At 66.4% G+C, this 20964-nt stretch carries 17 protein-coding genes and 1 pseudogene; 4 read left to right on the plus strand and 14 right to left on the minus strand.

Features of this window, described 5'->3' with window-relative positions; translation table 11 throughout:
• Nucleotides 1-102 precede the first annotated feature (102 nt).
• Complete coding sequence (locus AC1X6S_RS13750; protein ID WP_483406316.1) at nucleotides 103-693, plus strand: hypothetical protein; 591 nt, start codon at nucleotides 103-105, stop codon at nucleotides 691-693.
• 159 nt (nucleotides 694-852) lie between these two features.
• Here the strand turns inward: AC1X6S_RS13750 and AC1X6S_RS13755 are convergent, their stop codons facing one another.
• Both AC1X6S_RS13755 and AC1X6S_RS13760 read right to left on the minus strand, forming a co-directional pair.
• Complete coding sequence (locus AC1X6S_RS13755; RefSeq protein WP_483406317.1) at nucleotides 853-1911, minus strand: NAD(P)-dependent alcohol dehydrogenase; 1059 nt, start codon at nucleotides 1909-1911, stop codon at nucleotides 853-855.
• 135 nt (nucleotides 1912-2046) lie between these two features.
• Nucleotides 2047-2355 carry a Dabb family protein gene (locus AC1X6S_RS13760; RefSeq protein WP_483406318.1) on the minus strand — a complete coding sequence of 103 codons (309 nt, stop codon included), beginning with the start codon at nucleotides 2353-2355 and terminating at the stop codon, nucleotides 2047-2049.
• A gap of 300 nt (nucleotides 2356-2655) precedes the next feature.
• On the opposite strand from AC1X6S_RS13760, the gene AC1X6S_RS13765 reads away from it, so the two are divergent.
• A complete protein-coding gene (locus AC1X6S_RS13765) occupies nucleotides 2656-3696 on the plus strand; it encodes a LacI family DNA-binding transcriptional regulator (protein ID WP_483406319.1) in 1041 nt (346 codons plus the stop codon).
• A 1-nt stretch (nucleotide 3697) separates the two neighbouring features.
• Here AC1X6S_RS13765 and arfA read toward each other — a convergent pair whose 3' ends face one another.
• The 11 genes from arfA to AC1X6S_RS13820 all read right to left on the minus strand — a co-directional run bounded on the left by arfA (nucleotide 3698) and on the right by AC1X6S_RS13820 (nucleotide 17745).
• Nucleotides 3698-5239 carry an arabinosylfuranosidase ArfA gene (gene arfA, locus AC1X6S_RS13770; protein ID WP_483406320.1) on the minus strand — a complete coding sequence of 514 codons (1542 nt, stop codon included), beginning with the start codon at nucleotides 5237-5239 and terminating at the stop codon, nucleotides 3698-3700.
• A gap of 83 nt (nucleotides 5240-5322) precedes the next feature.
• The gene (locus AC1X6S_RS13775) at nucleotides 5323-6252 is read right to left on the minus strand and encodes a carbohydrate ABC transporter permease (RefSeq protein ID WP_483406321.1); all 930 of its coding nucleotides are present in this window, start codon (nucleotides 6250-6252) and stop codon (nucleotides 5323-5325) included.
• Nucleotides 6252-7190: a carbohydrate ABC transporter permease gene (locus tag AC1X6S_RS13780; protein WP_483406322.1), complete on the minus strand. Its 939-nt coding sequence runs from the start codon at nucleotides 7188-7190 to the stop codon at nucleotides 6252-6254. The genes AC1X6S_RS13775 and AC1X6S_RS13780 overlap by 1 nt, the downstream gene beginning before the upstream one ends.
• 75 nt (nucleotides 7191-7265) lie before the next feature.
• Nucleotides 7266-8633, minus strand: a complete 1368-nt coding sequence (locus AC1X6S_RS13785) for an ABC transporter substrate-binding protein (RefSeq protein WP_483406323.1) — start codon at nucleotides 8631-8633, stop codon at nucleotides 7266-7268.
• Between the two features lie 416 nt (nucleotides 8634-9049).
• Nucleotides 9050-10462, minus strand: coding sequence for an APC family permease (locus tag AC1X6S_RS13790; RefSeq protein WP_483406324.1), 1413 nt, complete (start codon nucleotides 10460-10462; stop codon nucleotides 9050-9052).
• Nucleotides 10463-10540: 78 nt separating this feature from the next.
• Nucleotides 10541-11464, minus strand: coding sequence for an aldose 1-epimerase family protein (locus tag AC1X6S_RS13795; protein ID WP_483406325.1), 924 nt, complete (start codon nucleotides 11462-11464; stop codon nucleotides 10541-10543).
• Between the two features lie 312 nt (nucleotides 11465-11776).
• Nucleotides 11777-12685, minus strand: coding sequence for an alpha/beta hydrolase (locus AC1X6S_RS13800; protein WP_483406326.1), 909 nt, complete (start codon nucleotides 12683-12685; stop codon nucleotides 11777-11779).
• 535 nt (nucleotides 12686-13220) lie between these two features.
• Nucleotides 13221-13367 carry a hypothetical protein gene (locus AC1X6S_RS13805; protein WP_483406327.1) on the minus strand — a complete coding sequence of 49 codons (147 nt, stop codon included), beginning with the start codon at nucleotides 13365-13367 and terminating at the stop codon, nucleotides 13221-13223.
• A gap of 83 nt (nucleotides 13368-13450) precedes the next feature.
• Entirely contained in the window at nucleotides 13451-14029 is a 579-nt protein-coding gene (locus AC1X6S_RS13810; protein WP_483406328.1) for a hypothetical protein, read from the minus strand.
• 9 nt (nucleotides 14030-14038) lie between these two features.
• A complete protein-coding gene (locus AC1X6S_RS13815; protein ID WP_483406329.1) occupies nucleotides 14039-16204 on the minus strand; it encodes a primary-amine oxidase in 2166 nt (721 codons plus the stop codon).
• A 56-nt stretch (nucleotides 16205-16260) separates the two neighbouring features.
• Nucleotides 16261-17745 carry an APC family permease gene (locus AC1X6S_RS13820; protein ID WP_483406330.1) on the minus strand — a complete coding sequence of 495 codons (1485 nt, stop codon included), beginning with the start codon at nucleotides 17743-17745 and terminating at the stop codon, nucleotides 16261-16263.
• Nucleotides 17746-17970: 225 nt separating this feature from the next.
• Here AC1X6S_RS13820 and AC1X6S_RS13825 point away from each other — a divergent pair, with 225 nt between their 5' ends.
• Nucleotides 17971-19470, plus strand: coding sequence for an APC family permease (locus AC1X6S_RS13825; RefSeq protein WP_483406331.1), 1500 nt, complete (start codon nucleotides 17971-17973; stop codon nucleotides 19468-19470).
• A 58-nt stretch (nucleotides 19471-19528) separates the two neighbouring features.
• Nucleotides 19529-20173: an IclR family transcriptional regulator gene (locus tag AC1X6S_RS13830; RefSeq protein ID WP_483406332.1), complete on the plus strand. Its 645-nt coding sequence runs from the start codon at nucleotides 19529-19531 to the stop codon at nucleotides 20171-20173.
• Between the two features lie 55 nt (nucleotides 20174-20228).
• Here AC1X6S_RS13830 and AC1X6S_RS13835 read toward each other — a convergent pair.
• A pseudogene (locus AC1X6S_RS13835) lies at nucleotides 20229-20726 on the minus strand (aldose epimerase family protein); the annotation flags it as partial.
• Nucleotides 20727-20964 lie beyond the last annotated feature (238 nt).

Genomic DNA, 20964 nt, shown 5'->3' on the forward strand with positions numbered 1-20964 from the left:
GCGACCGTCGGTGTCCGAGCAACGCCGGGACGACCGTTTATGGCCGAGCAGGAAGCCGCCAGACCCCTCGCGCGCGCGGCCCGCCCGTTCTACAGTCGAGCCATGAACGGGAGATGGGTCAACCCGGTCCTGATTGGCGCGGTCGGCGGGCTGGCGTGGGCGGCGAGCCTGCGCGCATTCATGGTCGAACTCGCCGGAGTGGAGTCGCAGTTTGCGTGGCTCGAAACGTTCGTCGGCATTCTGCTGCCCGGCGTTCTCGCGGGCGGGCTGCTGGGGTGGGCCGAAGTGCGGCGCCGGGCCGGGCGCCCGATTCGCGTCCTGATTCTGGCGCCGCTCCTGTTCCCGCTGGCAACGCTGTCGCTGCCGGGCCAGCTGTGGACGCTGCTCACAACCGGCCTGGGCAGCGGTGCGCTCGCAACGCCGCTGCTCGGAATGGCCGGCGGATACGCCCTGGCGGGATCTCGGCGCTGGGCACGGAGCGTCTGCGGCGTCCTCTCGCTGTCGCTCCTGCCGTTGTCGGTCGTCGCGGTGGTGGCCCTTGGCATCCCGGTGACCGCGCGCTTCGCATGGGTGCTTGTGTTGTTCTTCTCCCTCCTCGCCGTGCAGGCCTGGGCGTGCGCGATCCCCCTCCGCCCAGCGCCGGCCGAACCAGCGGAGGCGGAACGGGCACCCCACACGACCAGTGCCCGCTAACCATCCAGGAGTGCGCGCTCCGCGGCATCCGCTCGCCTGCGACGACAAAAACGGTCGCTTCGGCGGCATCCGCTCGCCTGCGACGACAAAAACGGTCGCTGATTCCGAGAATCAGCGACCGTTTGTGGCCGAGCAGCGCGGATGCCGCCGTGGGGCGAGTTACGCGGCGGGCGCCGGGATCGTCGCCGTGTCGATCACGAACCGGTAGCGCACGTCGCTCTTGATGACGCGCTCGTAGGCTTCGTCGACCTCGTCGGCGCCGATGAGCTCGATGTCGGCGCCAAGGCCGTGCTCGGCACAGAAGTCGAGCATCTCCTGGGTTTCGCGGATGCCACCGATGTTCGATCCGGCGAGGCTGCGGCGCCCGCCGGTCAGCGAGAAGACGCGGAACGACTGCGGGTTCTCGGGCAGCCCGACGAACACCATCGCGCCGTCGAGGGTCAGCATCGACAGGTAGTCGTCGACCGGCAGGTCGGCGGACACCGTGTTGATGATCAGGTCGAAGCGCTTGCGATTCTTCCTGAACGTCTCCGGGTCGGAGGTCGCGAAGTAGTCCGTCGCGCCGAGTCGCAGCCCGTCCTCCTTCTTCGACAGCGTCTGGCTGAGCACGGTCACCTCGGCGCCGAGCGCAGCGGCGATCTTGACGCCCATGTGGCCGAGGCCGCCCATGCCGACGATCGCGACCTTCTTGCCGGGGCCTGCGCCCCAGTGCTTGAGCGGCGAGTAGGTGGTGATGCCGGCGCAGAGCAGCGGCGCCGCGACGTCGAGGTCGATGCCCTCGGGAATGCTCAGCACGTAGTTTTCGTCGGCGACGATCGAGGTGGAGTACCCGCCGTAGGTGGGCTCGCCGGTGTATTCGCGGCCGTTGTAGGTGCCGACGTTGCCCTTGAGGCAGAACTGCTCTTCGCCGGCGAGGCAGTTCTCACACTCGCGGCAGGAGTCAACGAAGCAGCCGATGCCGACGCGGTCGCCGACCTTGTGCTTCGTCACGTCATCGCCGACCGCCGTGACGATCCCGGCGATCTCGTGACCCGGCACCATCGGGAAGATGCCTGCACCCCACTCGGCGCGCGCCTGGTGGATGTCGGAGTGGCAGATCCCCGCGAAGGCGATGTCGATCTCGACATCGTGAGGGCCGACATCCCGGCGTTCGATCGTGGAACGCTCGAAGGATGCTCCAGCGGATGCTGTGACGAGGGCGGGCACGGTGGTGGGCATAGAGACCTCCGGGGTGTAGGTGTGAACCGCGTCTACGCGGCCGACCTTAACGCTACAGCGCAGGTCCGATCTGGTCCGGAGCCTTGACAGGTCCGCCGGGCTTCTCCGCATCGAATGCGGACCGGAACGGATGCCTCACACGGTCAGGTCGTAGACCAGGACCTCGGCCGCCCACTTGCCGATCAGGTCCTTCACCGGTTCATGATCCGGATGCGGCAGGTACTCGTCGCGCGCCGTCTCGCTCGCGAAGGTGATCGCCAGAGCCCACTCGAATCCGCGCTCCATCCCCTCGGGGCTGGAACTCGGCCCCGAGGAGATGCTCAGGATCCCCGGAATCCGTTCGGGCAACACGCCAACCGCGCGCGTTAACTGATCGAGCTCGCCCTGCTGTAGCGGCGAGTTCCAGCGGACGAGCACCATGTGCAAAACGTTCTGAGATGTCATGAAGCAATCATGCCGCGAGAACCGCCGAGACCCCCCGATATCGCGTGCCTGGTGATACCGGCCCCTGCCTCGAGCGTGAAGGAGCGTCGGCTAACGGATGCCAGCGGTCACGGCCGCGAGCGCGGCACATCCATGTCCGCGCTGCAGAAGCATCTGCAGCGCGGGCATGGAAGTGGAGCGGTCGGCGAAAGCGCCGCGGGCGACGGATGCCGCCGGCCCGCAACGGGTGCCCATCGGCTGCGCTCTATGCCCGGTGAGGTCGGATATATTGACCTGAGCGCCACAAGGACGGAGTCATCGATGAGGTCGACCATTCGCGACGTGGCGCGTGTCGCGGGAGTTTCCGCGAAGACAGTCTCGAATGTCATCAACGACCATCCGCACGTGCGCACCGAGGTGCGCGATCGGGTGCGCAGCGCGATCGTCGAGGTGGGGTACCGGCCGAACCTCTCCGCGAGGGGCCTCCGCTCAGGCCGGACGGGAGTCATCGGGCTCGCCGTGCCCGCACTCCGCGAGAACTACTTCGCTGAGCTCGCGGATGCCGTGATCCGCGCTGCGGAGAAACGGCAGCTCAGCGTCCTGGTTGGGCAGACCAACGGCGATCGGCTCAAGGAACTGGACGTGGTCAAGGGCACGCTGCTGCAGGGCACCGACGGGGTGTTGCTGAGTCCGGTGCGGCTCGGCCAGGGCGACGTCGACGAACTCAATGTCCCGCTGCCGCTCGTGCTGCTCGGAGAACGCATCTTCGGCGGCCCCACCGACCACGTCACCATGCACAACGTGTCGTCGGCCCGCGCTGCGGTCGAACACCTCATCGCGCGGGGCCGCACCCGTATCGCTCTCATCGGCGTCCCGCAGCAGTCCGACTCAAGGCAGGGCGGGCATGAACCGAGCTCGGCGAGCTTGCGTCTTCACGGGTACCGGCAGGCCCTCGAGGCCGCTGGCATCCCCGAGGCTCCAGAACTCATTTGCGCGGCCCGCCCGTGGGGTCGGGAGGCGGGGGCAGCCGCCGTGCGCCGCCTGATCGCCGAGCGGGTCCCCTTCGACGCTGTTTTCGCCCTCAACGACACTCTCGGTCTCGGCGCCCTCCGCGCCCTCGGCGAAGCCGGCACTCGAGTCCCCGACGAGGTCGCGGTGATCGGGTTCGACAACATCGACGAGACCCGCTTCTCTGTGCCGTCACTCTCGAGCGTCGATCCCGGCCGCGAGTCCATCGCCGAGATGGCTGTGGAGATGCTCGTCGAACGCATCCGCGAAACCGGCGAGCGTCGGCCGCCCCGCCTCGCCAAACCGGACTTCCACATCGTCACGCGCGAGTCATCCGGCTCCGTCCCGGCGTAATTCAGCCGAGCGACACCGCCGTCCACGACACCGCGGGCAGAGTCACCGTGAGGATGCCGTCATCCACCGCCGCAGACGTGTTCGGCATCAGTGACACCCGGCCCGGGTCCTCCCTCGTGTTCGTGGCATAGACGTCGGGATCGGCAATCATCTGGGTCTCCAGGACCGACAGGTCTCCGAGCGCGGCAAGGCTCACCGACACCGTGACCTCATCGGTGAGCGACCGGTTGACGAGGAAGACAGCGGCACGGCCGGACTCCGCGTCATACGTGGCGGCGGCATCCACCACGGGTACCTCCCCGAGTTCCTCAGACTCATAGTGAGCACTCTCGACCCGAATGTCGAGAGACACACCGGCGGCGAGGCGGGAGGTAACCGCGAACGGAAAGTACGTCGTCTGCCGCCACGCGGGCCCACCGGGCTCGGTGGTGATCGGAGCGATCACGTTCACCAGCATCGACATCGACGCTGAGGTGACCCGGTCGGCGTGCCGCAGCAACGAGATGAGCAGCCCGCCGACGACGACGGCGTCGGCCACCGAGTAGACGTCTTCGGCCAGCCGAGGCGCTTCGGGCCAGTCGTCTCCCTCGATCTCGTCGGTGCGGTAGAACCGGTCCTTCTGCCGAGGGAAGCTCCGGAGATTCTCGCCGAGATACCAGACGTTCCACTCATCAAACGAGATGTTCAGCGTCTTGTCGCTCCGTTTGAGCGCTTTGACGTGGTCCGCTGTCGCGATCACCGTATCGAGGTAGCGGTCCATCTTGACCGGCGCGGCGAGGAAGGACCCGAGGTCACCGTCCTTCTCCTGGTAGTAGCCGTGGCAGGAGATGTAGTCGACATCGTCGTAGGTGTGCTCGAGCACCACACGGTCCCACTGCGGGAAGGTCGGCATGGTCGGATGCGATGATCCGGATGCCACGAGCTCCACTTTCGGGTCAAGCTGACGCAGCGCCTTGGCCGTCTGTGACGCCTTCTTTCCGTAGTCGTCCGCCGGTGAGTGGCCGAGCTGCCAGGGGCCGTCCATCTCGTTGCCGAGGTACCACATCGAGATTCCGAACGGCTCACTGCGGCCGTTCGTGATGCGCTCCTCGGCCAGCGCTGTCCCGCCTGCGATGTTGGAGTACTCCACCACATCGAGCGCGTCCATCGTGTCTGCCGTGCCGAGGTTGACGGCGTACATGAGCTCGCCGCCGACCTTCTCGACCCAGGACGCAAACTCGTGCAGACCGACCTCGTTCGTTTCGGTGGACCGCCACGCCAGGCTGAGCCGTCGCGGGCGTTCGTCACGGGGCCCGATGCTATCCCGCCAGCGGAACCCCGAGACGAAGTTCCCGCCCGGGTACCGGATCGCCGACACCCCCATCTCCCGCACGAGCTCGATGACGTCCTGGCGGAAACCCTCCGCGTCGGCGCTCGGGTGCCCCGGTTCGTAGATCCCGGTGTACACGGCGCGACCCATGTGCTCGATGAACGAGCCGAAGAGCCGCCGGTTGACCGGGCCGACAACGAAACGCGGATCGACGACCACGCTGGCACTGGACATACTTCTCCTTAAAACGTGCCGACGGCATCCGTTCGGCTCTGCATGCTCGGTTCTGCACAACACGAGAGCCGAACGGGCCGCTATTACTTGATGCTTCCCATCGAGAGCCCGCCCTGCCAGTACTTCTGCAGCAGCAGGAACGCGATGATGAGCGGAATGACGGAGACGAGCGAACCGCTGGTCACCAGGTTCCAGACGAGACCTCCCGCCGTGGCGGAGTTCGACTGCACCTGCCACGTGTTGAGGCCGACAGTGACCGGCAGCAGCGTCTGGTCAGACAGCATGGCCAGCGGCAGGAAGTAGTTGTTCCAGCCACCGACGACGGACAGCAGCAGCACCGTCACAATCGCCGGCCGCATCAACGGCAGCGCGATCGTGGCGAAGGTCCGGAACTCACCGGAGCCGTCGACACGCGCGGCGTCGAGCAGTTCGTCGGGAATGGCATCCTGAATGTAGACGCGCATCAGGTACACACCGAACGGGCTGAGCAACGACGGCAGGATCACGGCCCACACGGTGTTGGTGAGGCCGAGGTTGTTGAACAACACGTACGTCGGGATGACGAGGGCCGTTGCGGGAACCATAACGGATGCCAGCAGCACCATAAAGCTGACCGAACGTCCCCGGAACCGGTACTTCGCGAACGCGTAACCGGCGAGCACGGCCAGGACCGTCGCGCCGACGCCGCCAGCGAAGGCGTAGAGGAACGAGTTGCCCAGCCAGCGCACGTAGATGCCGCTGTTGTACGTCGCCAGCTGCGCGATGTTGTCGAACAGCGCGAAGTTCTGGTCGAACCACAGCGGCCCGCCGGTGCCGTTGAACAGGCCCTGGGTGCTCTTGGTGCCCGCGACGACTAGCCACCAGATCGGGAGCAGGAAGTAGAGGGCGGCGATGGTGAGGAGGATGTGCATGCCGACCTGTTTGCGCTCCCCCGGCAGGACGTCTGGCCGCTTTTTGCGCGGGCCGGACTCGGTGATCGCATCGTCGATGAGTGGCAGAGGTGAGGTAGTCATCAGCGGAGTCCGCTCTTCTTGCGTGTGGCGATGAGGAAAATGATCGAGGCGAGGAAGACCATCAGTCCAAGCGCGAAGGAGATCGCCGACGCGTAGTTGAACTGCTGGTACGAGAACGCCAGGTTGTACGCGTACAGGTTCGGCGTGTACGCCGCATCGATAGCGTTACCGGCGAGCGGCGCGAGAACCTGCGGTTCGGTGAAGAACTGCAGCGTGCCGATCAGGGAGAACACGACGGTCAGCACCAGTGACGACGCAACGATCGGGACCTTGATGTGCAGTGCCGTCTGGAGTTTGGTCGCGCCATCGATCCGGGCGGCTTCGTAGATGGCCGGGTCGATCGACTGCAGTGAGGCGTAGATGATGATCATGTAGTAGCCCGTCCACTGCCACGTGACGATGTTGGTCAGGGACCAGAAGATCGAATCGCGGTTGAGCAGGTCGGGCGCCTGGGTGTTCAGGAACTCGAAGACCGTCACGAGCGGGCCGAACGACGGGCTGTACAGGAATCCCCACATCAGTGCGCCGATCACACCGGGGATCGCGTACGGCACGAAGATGAGCAGCCGTGTGAACCGGGACAGCCTCGTGCGGATGTCGTCGAGGATGAGCGCAAAGACCAGGGCCAGCCCGATCTGGAGGGGGACGAACACAACGGCGAACGCGGCGACGCGCACCATTCCCGACAGGAAGCGCTCGTCGGTGAACGCTTTGACGTAGTTGGCGAGGCCAGCGAACTGTTCGCCACCGGCGAGGGTGTTGGTGTGCAGGCTCATCCAGAAGGCATAGACCAGTGGGAGGACGAGGAAAACGAGAAACACGATGGCGAACGGAGCGAGAAACACCCAGCCGAATCGCGCGTGCTTCCGCTCAAGACTGGCGCCGCGCTTCACCGTTGGTGGGCGGACGGGATGCTGAAGCTGAGGGGTGGTAGACATGGGTCACTTCCTTGGGACGCATTGTGAAGAACTCCTGTGCGGGCGGGGCGCTGCCCCGCCCGCACAGGACCGAACTCAGTTCAGGGTGAAACCCTGTTCGGTGGCGTAGGTCTCCAGCGATTTCTGCAACTCGTCCGCCGCTTCGGCCGCGGTCATGTTGCCCTCGATCGCCTCGGACAGAAGGCGCTGCGACTCGTCGTAGTAGTACTGCGAGAACGGCGAGAACATCACACCCTCGTAGTCGAGCGCTGCCTGGGCGAAGAACTCTCCGTTGAACTTCTGACCGCCGAAGAACTCGTACTCGAGGTCCTTGAAGTAGTCAGACTCGATCATGTCGGGCATGGCCAGGAAGAGGCCACCCTTCTCAACGCCGAGCTTCTGCCGCTCCTCCGTGTTGTACAGCTCAGCGGCAACCTTCGTTGCGAGTGCTGCATCACTGGCCTGCGTCGTGACGGCGAGCGTGCTGCCGCCCCAGTTCACCTGCACCGGGTTGGCGGCATCCCACTGCGGGATCGGAGCTGCACGCCAGACGGCGCCCGCTTCCGGGTCCTCGAAGTCGGGGATGTGCGCGTTGTACCAGACCGGGTACACGGCGGTCGCGTACTTGCCGCTGGCCAACGCAGTGCTGAACTCGGGCGTCCACGCCTGGTCGGTGCCGACGAGTCCGCGGTCGACCAGGTCGAGCCAGTATTCGTAGACCGTCTTGGTCGCGTCATCGTTGTGGTTGATGGTGATTTCGGTGGGGTTGCCGTTGTCGAACTCGAACGGAACGGCGCCGGCCTGGTCGAGGAAGGCGTAGTGCTGTCCGGCACCGTTGGGGGCGAAGTTGCCGATCTTGACCGCTCCGCCGGTCGCGGTGTTCAGCTGCTCGGCCGCTGCCGCGTACTCATCCCACGTGGTGGGGATGGCGATGCCGTTCTCTTCGAAGATGTCGGCCCGGTACCACATGCCCACAGGTCCCAGGTCGACCGGCACCGCATAAACGCCGTCGCCGCTCGAGACATCGCGCCAGGCACCTTCGGTGAAGTTGTCCTCGTAATCCTCGATGCCGTGCTCGGTCATGTCGACGAGTCCGCCCTGGATCAGGAAGCTGTTCAGCCAGTCGTACTCGATCTGGACGATGTCGGGCGCGCCTGACTTCGACTCGAGCGAGGTGGAGAGCTTGGTGTACTCGTCACCGCCCTGGCCGGCGTTCGACCAGCAAATCTGAACGTCGTCGTTCGATTCGTTGAAGTTGTCGACGGTCTCGGCGGTGTCTGGGAGCCATCCCCAGTACGTGACGACCGGAACATCCTTCACCTTGATGTCGTTGGTGCAGTTGGATTTGCTGGCACCGGAGCCGCCACCGCCTCCGCTGCCCCCGTTGTTATTGGTGCATCCGACGAGCGCTGCTGCGAGCGCCGTCGTCATGCCTGCTGCGAGCAGGGCTTTTCTCTTGATCATGGGATTGCTGGTCCTTTCGCGGTGCAAAGACACCGTTGTCGGGCACCGGAGTGCCACTGTTGCTGCGAGAGAAAATGCACCCATTTCACGCCGCTGGATCGCCGGAATCGGGCCCACCACAACAGCCTGATGCCGGAAAAACGCGCGGTCTTCCGCCGTTTACATCGTTGAAAGCTTTTCGCGAAGTGAATGCAGCATCAGGCTAGGACGAAAGGTCTGGTTTGTCCATGGAAATTGTTTTTGCGGATGCCAGCGGTCACGTCAGCGAGCGCGGCACATCCATGTCCGCGCTGCAGAAGCATCTGCAGCTCGGGCATGGAAGTGGAGCGGTCGGCGAAGGACCGTCGGCTAACGGATGCCGTCAGCGCTCGGCGAAAGCGCCTCGGGCGACGGATGCCGTCACCCGCGTGACAGCGTCAGCTCGCGACGTCCTCGAGCACCGGCGGCGTCGGTTCGGAAGCATTACTCCCCCGGCGCGGCACCAGCATGCCGGCGATGAACACCCCGGCAAGAACCAGTCCCCAGACGATGGCCGCGACAGTGCCGCCGACGAGGAACGGGAAGTTCCACAGCGAGATGGCGAGCACTCCCAGCAGACCGATGCCACCGAGAACCGACGCGGTAACCACCCGCGCGGACGGCGCCTCACCGGGTGTGCCGCGCCGCTTCGCCCCGAAGGCGAGCACGGCGAAGCTCGTGAGCGCCATCATCCAGATCACGCCGACTGCGCCTGCTCCCGAGTACCAGGTGTAGATCTGCACCACCGGGTCGAGCTGGGCGAGAGCCGACACCACAATGACGACGGATGTGATCGCACTGACCCAGAGGGACGCCCGCGACGGTGCGCGGTGCTTCGAGTGCACCTCGGCGAGCGTGCGGGGAAGCACGCCGCGCTGTCCGAGGGTGAAGAGGTAGCGGGTGACGATGTTGTGGAAGGCCAGCATGCACGCGAACATGCTCGTCACGACGAGCACCTGCACGAGGTCGGCGAAGATCGGCGCGACGACTTCGCCCGCCAGACCGACGATGACGCTGTCGGGGTTCGCCTCGGAGGCGGCAATGGCCTCCGTCCCGCCGAGTCCGGAGATCACGAGCCACGAGGAGACGAAGTAGAGCACACCGACGGCGACGACCGCGATGTACGTTGCCCGCGGCACGGTCCGCTCGGGGTCACGGGCTTCGTTGCGGAACACGGCGGTCGCCTCGAAGCCGAAGAACCCGAGGAATACGAACAGCAAGCCGAGGCCGGGCGCGCCCGTGAGCGCTTCGGCCGGGCTGAACGGGGTGGTGGTCAGCTCCCGCCCCGAGAACAGCACGCCGAGGTCGATGGCGATCACCGCAACGACTTCAAGCACGAGCACGATGCCGAGCACCTTCGCCGACAGGTCGATGCTGCGGTAGCCGAGCAGCCCGACGATCACCAGCATCACCGCCGAGATGAGCCACCACGGCAGCTGCAGTCCCGTCCACAGTTCGATCAGGTTGCCTGCCTGCACGCCGAGGTACGCGGTCATCGACACGGTCAGCAGAACGTACGACAGCAGCGCGATCGCCGCGGTTCCGAGGCCGGCCCGCCGCCCCAGGCCGCGATCGACATAGGAGTAAAACGCGCCGGCATCCGGCACCCGCGGCGTCATCCACGCGTATCCGACCGAGAACAGCAGCAGAATGACCGTCGCGGCGAGCACCATCAGCGGCGCGCCGATCGACCCCGACACGGTGAGAACGAGCGGGAAGTTCGCGGCCACCACGGTGATCGGGGCGGCCGCCGCGATCACCATGAAGACGATGCCGGGCACGCCCAGTCTGCGGGTCAGAGTCGTTTCCAAAACAGTTCCTTAGAGGTCAGGCGTGAGCACGGCGCGATAAACGGATGCCGTCTGGCCGGCATCCGCAAAACGGCAAGACTAGATTGCGGCGATGCTCCACGACGCGAAGGTGACGCCGCCGGGCTGAAGCACGAGCAGGTCCTCGCCGGAGTTGAAGGCGTCGGGCGGGCAGGTCATCGGTTCGACCGCGAGGCCGATGCGGCTGGGCTCCGGTGCGGGCCGGTCGGCGGTGTGCACCTGGACCCACTTGCACGACGAGTCCCAGCGCATCTTCACGCCGGTGCCCGACGGCGCCGTAACGCGAACTTCGGCCGTGCGGCTTTCGTCGCGAACGATGGACGTGAACGCGTGATCAATGAAGGTGTCGCCGATGACGCGGGGTTCGCGGAAATCGAAGATTCCGCCTGACTCGGTGGCGACATCCGCTTTGCCGATCGGGATGAGTCGGTCGTCGGTGACGGTGAGCACCTGTTCAGCGGGGAGGAGCAGGGTCCAGTCGTCGACGGTGCCCTCGCCAGCGACGAGGTACGGGTGCGGGCCGGTGCCGAACGGGGCGGGGGCGTTGCCGGTGTTGCGGGCGGCGACGGTGGTGTGGAGGCCGTCGGCGTCGAGCATGAATTCGACGCGGACCTGGATGCGGAACGGGTAGCCGGTCTGCGCTTCGATGGTGGTGGCGAGCATGACGCGGTCGTCGGCCTCGTCGAGGGCGATGAAGTCGTGCCAGGCGACGAGTCCGTGCAGGGCGTGGTGACGCTCCGGTTCGCTGAGCGCGAGGATGTAGTCGGTGCCCTCGAAGCTGTAGGTGCCGTCGACGACGCGGTTCGGCCACGGCGCGAGGGTGGCGCCCCGGTAGGCAGGGCGCACCTGGTCGGCGTCATAGGGAACGACGAGGTCGCGGCCGTTGTGCTTCAGTTCGCGCAGCGAGGCGCCGACGCTGGCGATGGTCGCGGTGTATGGGCCGCTGGTGAGCTCGAACTGCGTTCCGGAAAGAGGAAGGGTCATGGGTCAATTCTGCCGGGTGTTGGGGTTGCTCCGTGCCGCGCCGTTCGCGCGGGGCTCGGCGTGCGCTGCAGATCCATGCTCGCGCTGCAGAAGTATGTGCAGCGCAAGCATGGAAGTGCAGCGGCGGATGCTGCGCAATGCGTCGGTCGGTTGAGCTGGGTGTTGGGCGTCGCTCCGTGCCGCGCCGTCCGGGCGTGGTTCGTCGCGCGCTGCAGATCCATGCCCGCGCTGCAGAAGTATGTGTAGCGCGAGCATGGAAGTGCAGCGGCGGATGCTACGCGATGCGTCGGGCGGTCGAGCCGGGTCGGGTGATTACTGGGCGGCGGCCGCTGATCGCAACCACGCCTGCGCGCGCTCGATCAGTTCCCGCGCCACAGTTGTGTCGTTCGCCCAGTTCTCAAAGCCGTGCACACCGCCCGGCACAACATCGGTGGTCACTGGCACGCCCGCAGCCCGAAGCGCGTCGGCATATACGCTGTCCTCGTCGGCGAACAGCTCCAGGTCTGTCCAGGTCAGGTACGCGGGCGGCAAACCCGTCAGGTCGAGGCGCCGCGCAGGAACTGGATATGGCGGGACGTCGGCCGAACCGACCGGAGCACCGAGGTAGCCCGACCACCCCTCCCGATTCTTCCGGTTATTCCACACGAAATGCTCCTGAGCGTCGAGGTCACGACGGGCTGCCGTGCGGTCATCAAGCATGGGAGCGAACAGCCATTGCGCACACGGCTGGGTGCCCCCGTCGTCGTAAATCCGTTGCACGAGTGCCGCCGCGAGCCCGGCACCAGCGCTCTCCCCACCGACGGCGATTCGGGCGGACTCCACTCCAAGCGCTGTCGCATGCTGCAGAAACCAGCGCCATGCGGTCAGCACATCCTGATGCGCGGCCGGGAACGGATGCTCCGGAGCGAAGCGGTAATTCGCTGACACGATGACGATGCCCAACCGTTCCGCAGTGGACAGGCAGAGCGTTTCATCCTGCCTCGCATCGCCGAACAGCAGTCCGCCGCCGTGAATCCACAGCAATCCCGCGCCGCTCCGTGCGCCAACCGGCTCGTAGATTCGCAGTCGAACAGAGCCCGCCTTCGCGACCCGCACTCGCACGGCTGATGACTTCGGGACGGGCATCATCGTGACGAGGGGCCGGACCAGCCAGCGTGGGAGCGACACTTGCGCGCGCTTCATCGGTTTGCGCAGTTCGGGAAGGACGTGTTCTATCTTCATGGGTGGTTCCTCCGCGACGCGCGCTGCTCGATCTGCCTGAAGGCACCCTATCCGGGCCAGTCACTGAGGCAGTCGGCAGTCCCCATTCCGCGGGTCGCACGTGCACTCCCGGCGAGCATCGAAACGACGGCCCGCGTCGTGCAGCTCGAGTCAGGCGGCGAGCGCTACTGCTCCATGCCCGAGCGGCAGAAGTATCTGTAGCGCGGGCATGGAAGTGCAGCGGTCAGGAGAGCGGGAGGGCCGCACGGGCAGGGAAGTGCAGCGGTGGGCAGCGCGGATGGGCCGGGTGACGCGGAAAGTGTGGCGGAGCTTCAGATCGCGAGCGCTCCCGCCATCAGCGCGACGGATGCGCCATGCACACCGCCTCGAGTCATCCAAGCCAACCGCGGCCGCCGTGCTCGGCGAGCGCTGCAGATCCATGCCCGCGCTGCAGAAGCATCTGTAGCGCGGGCATGGAAGTACAGCGGTGGCCGATGCGGATGGGATGGCTCAGCGGATGGGATGGAGCGCGTGCAGCGCATGGGTTGGCGCAGCCTCAGACGGCGAGCGCGCCCGCCATCAGCGCAACGTATGCCGCCATGCTCGCGGCATCGAGGCATCCGATCAGGTCCCGCAGGAGCGGTTCGTCGGCGAGCGCTACAGATCCATGCTCGCGCTGCAGAAGTATCTGTAGCGCGGGCATGGAAGTGCAGCGGTCGGCGAGAGAGGAGGGCTCCACGCGCAGGGAAGTGCAGCGCTGGGCGAAACGAAAGGCGTGGCGGTGCCTCACACAGCTAGCGCGCCCGCCATCAGCGCTACGGATGCCGCCATGCTCGCGGCCTCGAAGCATCCGAGAACGTCGCGCCTCGGCAGACGGTACAGCGCTGCCGCACGCCAGGTCGAGTAGCCGACATAGACCGCTGATCCACTGAGCACGAGGGCGGGGAGCAATCCCCCCGTGGAGTGGTGCGATGCGACGGATGCCGTGTGGCCTGCCGCCATCACGGCGAGCAGCCCGGCCATCACGATTAGACCGAGACTCGAGTGCAACAACGGCGGGTGGCCACGGTCCCGGTCGCGCATGCCCGTCGACTCGGTGGGCGCGCTCCCGGACGACGCAGGCAGTGACCGCGACACCCGCCCCAGCGGCAGCCCCACCAGCGCCAGCGCGACCAGGCCGACCACCCACAGGATCGGGGCGACGAGACCGACGCCGAGCGCGACATCCGCCATCGCCACAAACATCGCAACGGCGGCGAAGCCCTCGAACCCGGACAACACGCGGCTCCCCCGCCGACCGCCGACAGTGCAACACGCACCGAAGGCGGCCGGCAGGAGAGCCGAGAGGTGGAGCAACTCCGTCATGGCGAGGAGCTAGTGCCCGCAGGTGCAGTTGGCGCCGCACCCACCTGACGACGCAGCGGCGGCGCCAGGAGCAGAAACAGAAGCTGCAGCAGGAGCAGCCGCAGACGCACCAGCAGCCGCCGAAGCCGACAACCCAAGATCAGCCGACGCCACCCCATCGCCGTCAGCGACACCGAGCTCATCCGAGGCCGCCGCATCAGGCGACGCGATCCCCGACAAACAGTGCGCCACCGCCGCCGGCACGTTCAGCGCCGGGTTCTTGCCGAAGAATCCGTACGGCTTGAGCGTGAACTTCGCGTAGTCGACGGGCATCACCGGCCAGTCCTCCGGCCGCGGGAAGTGCGTCGGCCCAAACGTGTGCCACAGCACGATGTCCTCGCCGTCGACCGACGCGTCATCCGCAATGTACTTGGAGACGCCGTCACCACCCGGGTTCTGGTGCACAAAGTCACCGGCCGCATACTTCTCGGCGGGGTCGTACTGAGTGACAAACAGGTGCTTCGTCGCAAACTCCGCGCGCGCAGCAATCGACGACGAGGCATCCGCCAGCAAAGTCGGGGCATCCTGCGGGTAGAGCGTGTAGCCGGTCGGCCGCCCCATCCGGTTGGTCTTCTCCGTGTTCACGACGTTCCAGGAGCGGGCAACGGATGCGTCGGCGACGCGACCCGAGACCGCTTCGGTTGAGATGCGGGTCGTCTTCTTGGTGAAGGCGTTGCCGCGTTCGTTGCCCGGTCCGACCGGCACTCGGCCGACCTCCACCTCATCGACGGCGTTGGACAGCCCGTCGACCATCATGTCGAGCCGCGCCGAGAAGAGGTGCTGGTGGTACGGTCCGCCGAGTCCGGGCGCGACCTCCGACGCATACGGGTAGTCGTCACCGGAGGCGGAGACCCCCGGGTACGCCGACGTAAACAGGATGCCGGTGAGCTTCGCCTCACACTCGATGGTGCCGTCGAGGTAGAGGTACCAGTAGAAGCCGTAGTCGTAGTTGCCCACCGTGGTGAAGAAGGAGATGACGAGCCGGCGGGAGCGGCGCACCTCGTTCGACCCGGTGTAGAGGTCGGAGTGCTTCCACAGCGTGCCGAAGTCCTCCTCGTGCATGCAGATGCCGTTCGAAATCGTGAACGGGTTGCCGGTCTCGTCGGCCATGACCGCGTCAAAGTACTTGATCTCGCCGACACAGTCGCAGCCGAGCGCGAGCGAGTTGGTGAATCGGCCGAAGAGATACTCTCCGGTGTCGAAGTAGTTCTGCCAGAACCGCACCGGCGACGGGTCCCCGTAGGGCACGAGCATTTCATTGATCGAGGCCCGGTAGATGACCGGACGCTCCTCGCCGGCATCCGTAAAGGACAGCTGACGCAACACCAGGCCCTCGCGCACGTCGAAACCGACCTGGAACTTCCAGTTCGCCCAGCTGACGACATCGCCGTCCACCGTGAAGCTCGGCCCCTCGGGCTGGGTGATCACGATCGGCTTGAGCGTCGTCAAGGGTGAACCCTGCACCGCCGGGTCGTCGAAGTTGCCGCTCTCGGCGGGAATCGCCAGGTCAGCCGAGTCGATCAGCCGCGTGATGGTGCGGGATGCCGTGTCGACATACGCGCTGAGACCGTCAACCGGGTGCGCCCAGACGTGGTCGCCCGGGTAGTCCTGCCTGAAGGCGAGCACGCGCAGCATCCTTCGCCCCTCCTCCTCGGGGAAGTCGTAGTACCCGGCCGACAGCGGCACAACCTTGACGTCCCCGACGGTGGTGCCGCGGCGGGTCAGCGCCTCGACCCAGCGCGGGTCCTCGGCGACGATGTCCGCCACCGCGTCGAACTCCTCAACGAGGATCGGCAGCTGGCCAGCCGACCCGTCGAGCACCGAGGTAGAGACCACAGCACCGGCGTCGAGCGACACGATGTTGTCCGTGGAGCGCCCGGTTGCCATGTCGAGCAGCATCACCCGCGCCCGACGTTCGGGCAACGCGCCCTCCCCCGCCTGCCAGGCGAGCACCTCGCGCTTGTGCGGTTCATCGAGCCCGACGTAGGCGAAGCGGGTCGTTTCGGTGAAGTCATCTGATGAAGTGACGATGTCGCGGATGGTCACGAATTCTTCGGAGGTGAGGTTGGCGAGCGGATGCTGCGCACCAACTTCGTTTTCTCCAGCGGCCAGGTTCGAAGTGTCGACGAGGGTCATGAGGGTGTTCTCCTTGCTGGTGGTGCGGGGTGGGTATTAAGAGGAATAGTGAGGGTTCAGCCGCTGATCGCGTCGGTGAGGGTCTCGTAGACAGCGGGATGGGTCTTCTTGATCACCAGCGCCTGCACCCAGCCGATGAGCGGGAACAGCACGATCAGTCCGAGGAGCACGGCGCTCACCGCTCCGAAGCTCGGCGTCCCGGTGGCGTCGACGTCGCCGACGAGCATCGGGAAGTTGGCGATGATCACGACGGCGGCTCCGACCAGTCCGACGAAGCCGAGTCCGGGAGCGATGACCGTGTTCCAGAGCCGTCCGTCCTTCTTGGTGCGGGCGAAGTAGACGATGATCGCGGCGCTCGTGATTGCCATCAGGATCGCAATGGCGAGCGTGGCGACGCCGGCGAACCAGGTGAACACCTGCAGCACCGGGTCGAGCCCGAGCACCGCGAAGATCACGACGCACACGGCGGCGGTGATGCTCTGGGTGAGTGACGACAGGTGCGGCGAGACGTGCTTGGCGTGCACCGAGCCGATGCGCGCGGGCAGCACGCCGGCGTTCGACATCGAGTGCTGGTAGCGGGTGATGACGTTGTGGAACGAGAGCACGCAGGCGAACATGCTCGTGATGAGCAGCACGTTGATGATGACCTCACCGACGACACCGAGGTACTGCGCTGTCGTGACGAGGATCATGGCGCCGGGATCGTCGGCGGCGACGCCGAGCACATTGTCGGGGCCCCAGGCCATGACCAGTCCCCACGACGCGAGCGTGTAGAACAGGCCGATGCCGATCACCGCGACGTAGGTGGCGCGCGGGATGGTGCGGTTCGGGTCCTTGGCCTCGTCGCGGAAGATCGCCGTCGCTTCGAAGCCGATGAAGGCGGCGATGGCAAACATCAGGCCGATGCCCGGCGACCCGCTCATGACGTGAGACGGTTCGAACGGGGCGAGGGAGAGGCCATCCGCCCCGCCGGCGAAGACCACAGCGGCAACCAGCGCCAGCACGATACCGACCTCACCGATCAGCAGCACGCCGAGCACCTTCGACGAGAGGTCGATGTGCCGGTAACCGAGGATGCCGACGAGCGCGATCGACGCCAGCGAGTACAGCGGCCAGGCGATGTCGGGTCCGCCGAGGCCGGTCACCGTCACGTTGAGCAGATAACCGATATAGCCGTAAACCGACACCTGGATGGTCGTGTAGGTGAGCAGCGCCAGGAATGCGCTCGTGAGTCCGGCCTTCTTGCCGAGGCCATAACCGACGAAGGTGAAGAATGCGCCGGGCTTCGGCACGTGTTTGGTCATCGCGGCGAGGCCGACCGAGAACAGCAGCAGCACAACCGCCGAGATGGCATACATGCTCGGGAAGCCGACTCCGTTGCCGAGGAGGATGCCGAGCGGTGCCGCACCGCCGATCACGGTGAGCGGTGCCGCCGCGGCGACGACCATGAAGACGATCGCCGTGACGCCGAGCGAGCCGGAGAGCGCTCGTCCGGTCGGCGCGGCACCGGCGTCAGCGGCCGGTTTGGTGGTGACGGTCATGAGAGTTCTCCAAGCTGAGCGAACGATGCAGGTGAGGAGCAGCGGATACCGGCAAGCTTCGCCCGCCGCTGTTGCGCTGAGATTCCTCCCGCGTAAAACACCGAGCACGGTGAATGAGACGGATGCCGTCGGGCCGTCTCATTTAGACGTCACCTCCCCGAAACACGCGCGTCGCGACGGCGCAACGAGGGCCGCCTAACGTGAGGTCATGTCGGAGATCGTCGAATGACCGCCCTCGACCGGGCGATTTCACACCCTGACCCTGTTGAGGGGCTGGGGCGTCGCTCGCCCATGCACGGTCTCGACCGGCGCAGTGTGGGCTTCGCCGAGGTGCTTGCCCAGTCGGTGTCGGCGGTGGCGCCGTCGGCCGCCGCGACGACCATGCCGCTGTTCATCGCCGTCGTTGCGGGCGGCGCCTCGTTCTGGTCGCTCGTACTCGCCATGGGTCTGGCGCTGCTCATCGCCACGACCGTCAACTCGTTCGCGAAGCGGATCGCCGCGACCGGCTCCCTCTATACATTCGTTGCAAAGACCTTCGGCGCCGGGGCCGGGGTGGTCACCGGGGTCGGGATGCTCATCGGCTACGGCTTCATCGCGATGTTCGCGCTCGCCGGTGCCAGCTACTACCTCGTCATCCTGCTTGGCCGGGTCTCCCCGTACCTGGCCTCGAGTTCGGCGGTGGCCGCTCTGATCGTGGGGATTCTGGCAACTGTGGTGTTGCTGGTTCTTGCGCGGGGCATCCGTCTATCGACACGGGTGACGCTGCTGGTGGAGCTCGTCTCAGTGGCCATCATTATGATTCTCGTCGGCACCCTGCTCGCGCAGGTCGGGCCGACGATCGACTGGTCGGCGTTGTCGCTGGCCGGGGGAACGCCGACGACGCTGTCGGTAGGGGCGGTTGTCGCGTTGACGGCGTTTGTGGGCTTCGAGAGTTCGGCCACCTTGGGGGTGGAGGCCCGCAAACCGTACGCGGCGATTCCGCGCGCGATTGTCTGGACGGTGCTGGTGTCTGGCGGGCTGTACCTGCTGGCGTCGTTCAGCCAGCTCGTCGGGTTTGCGTCGCTGGGGCAGGACATCCGGGCGAGTGAGTCGCCGGTGAACGACCTGTCGGCGGGGTTCGGGCTGGAGTGGATGGGTGTGCTGCTCGATGTGAGCATTGCGGCGTCGTTCCTGGCTTGTGCGATCGCGTCGACGACGGCGCTTGCCCGGGTGCTGTTCACGATGGGGCGGGAGGGGTTGCTGCCCGAGGCGTTCGGGCGGGCGCACGCCCGATATCGCACGCCGTTCACCGCGGTGATGGTTGCGGTGCCGGTGATCGCCGGCGTGCCAATGGTTGCGGTGATCGTCGGTGACGGGTTGTGGCCAGCGATGCAGGTGCTGCTCGTGGTGGCAGCGGCCGGGTACATCACGTCGTACATTCTGGTCTGTGCGGCGGCGCCGGTGTTCCTGAAGCGGATCGGTGAGTTTACGCTGTGGGCCGGGGTGCGCGGCGTTGTCACGTCCCTGCTTTTGACCGGTGCGCTCGTTGTGTATCTCGCGGCCGAGGCGCTGTCGTCGCGGGCGGCCGGGGTGTGGATGTTCGGAGTCGTGATGCTCGTCGGGGTGACCGCGTACCGGCTGCGGGTGCGGCGGCGGCCGTGGCTGCGCGAAACCATCGGCGCGTGGGATGAGCCCAGTGCCGGTGATGTGCTTGGAGGGGCCGTGTCGGATGTCCGCCGTGACTGAGCCGCGAGCGGTGCGGCGGCCGCCGGCAGCGTCTGCTGCACCGGCTCCGGTCGGAGAGGTGCGGGCGCGGCAGCCGAAGGCGATCCACAGTGCGCTGACCGTGCTCGAGGAAGTCGCGCGTCTCGGCGCCGGTGTCACGGCGCAGGAGATCTCGCAGAGTCTGGGCCTGCCGCGTGCGACCACGTATCGCCTGATCAACCTGTTAGTGCAGGACGAATACCTCGTACGGATGCCGGACCTCACCGGTTTTGCGCTCGGCCGCAAGGTGGTCGAGCTCGCGCATCTGGTCGCACCGGCGCCGCCACCCCAGGCGGTGCGGGAGGTGATCGCGGACCTGCGCTCGCGAATTCGTGGCGGCATCCACCTCGTCCGCTACGAGGGCGACCGGATCATCATCCTCGATGCGGATCCGGACTTCCCGCTGAGCGACGAGTCGAGGATCTCGCGCGATCTGACCGCGTCGGCGATGGGCCGACTGTTGCTTGCCGAGCGGGCCGGAGGCGCGTCACCGTCGGGCTATACGTCACAGACCGGTGAGCTGACGCCGGGATACGGATGCCTCGCGCTGCCAATCCGGGCGGCCGACGGCCACCTCGTGGGGGCGCTCTGCCTGTCGGCGCCGGTTCAGCGAGTTGCGGCGCCGGGCGACCTGCTAGAGCAGCTTCACGAGGGAACCCGTCAGCTAGCGCCGCTGCTGGCGTGATCGGCCTCGAACGAGTCGCGAGTTGTTCGTCGGACTCGGTGGCGACATCCGCTTTGCTGATCGGGATGAGGCGGTCGTCGGTGACGGTGAGCACCTGCTCGGCGGGGAGGAGGAGGGTCCAGTCGTCGACCGTGCCTTCGCCGGCGACGAGGTACGGGTGTGGGCCGGTGCCGAACGGGGCGGGGGCGTTGCCCGTGTTGCGAGCGGCGACGGTGGTGTGCAGGCCGTCGTCGTCGAGCATGAACTCGACGCGCACCTGGATGCGGAACGGGTAGCCGGTCTGCGCTTCGATGGTGGTGGCGAGCATGACCCGGTCGGCGGCCTCGTCGAGGGCGATGAAGTCGTGCCAGGCGACCAGTCCGTGCAGGGCGTGGTGACGCTCCGGTTCGCTGAGCGCGAGGATGTAGTCGGTGCCCTCGAAGCTGTAGGTGCCGTCGACGACGCGGAGGGTGGCACCCCGGTACTCCGGGCGCACCTGGTCAGCGGTATAGGGAACGACGAGGTCGCGGCCGTTGTGCTTCAGCTCGCGCAGCGAGGCGCCGACGCTGGCGATGGTCGCGGTGTACTCGCCGCTGGTGAGCTCGAACTGCGTTCCGGAAAAAGGAAGGGTTGTGGGTCAATTCTGCCGGGTCTTGCGGGTTGCTCCGTGCCGCGCCGTCAGAGGCGGCGAAGCGGATGCCACCGCGCTGATTCACGTTGACGACGTGGTCGACTGGCCGCGAGCTGTAACTTGAAAAACTAGTGCCTCTGCCCCTCAGCCCTGACTCTCGGCCGCGCCAAGTTCCCGCTCA

The organism is Mycetocola sp. Y442 (assembly GCF_056898615.1).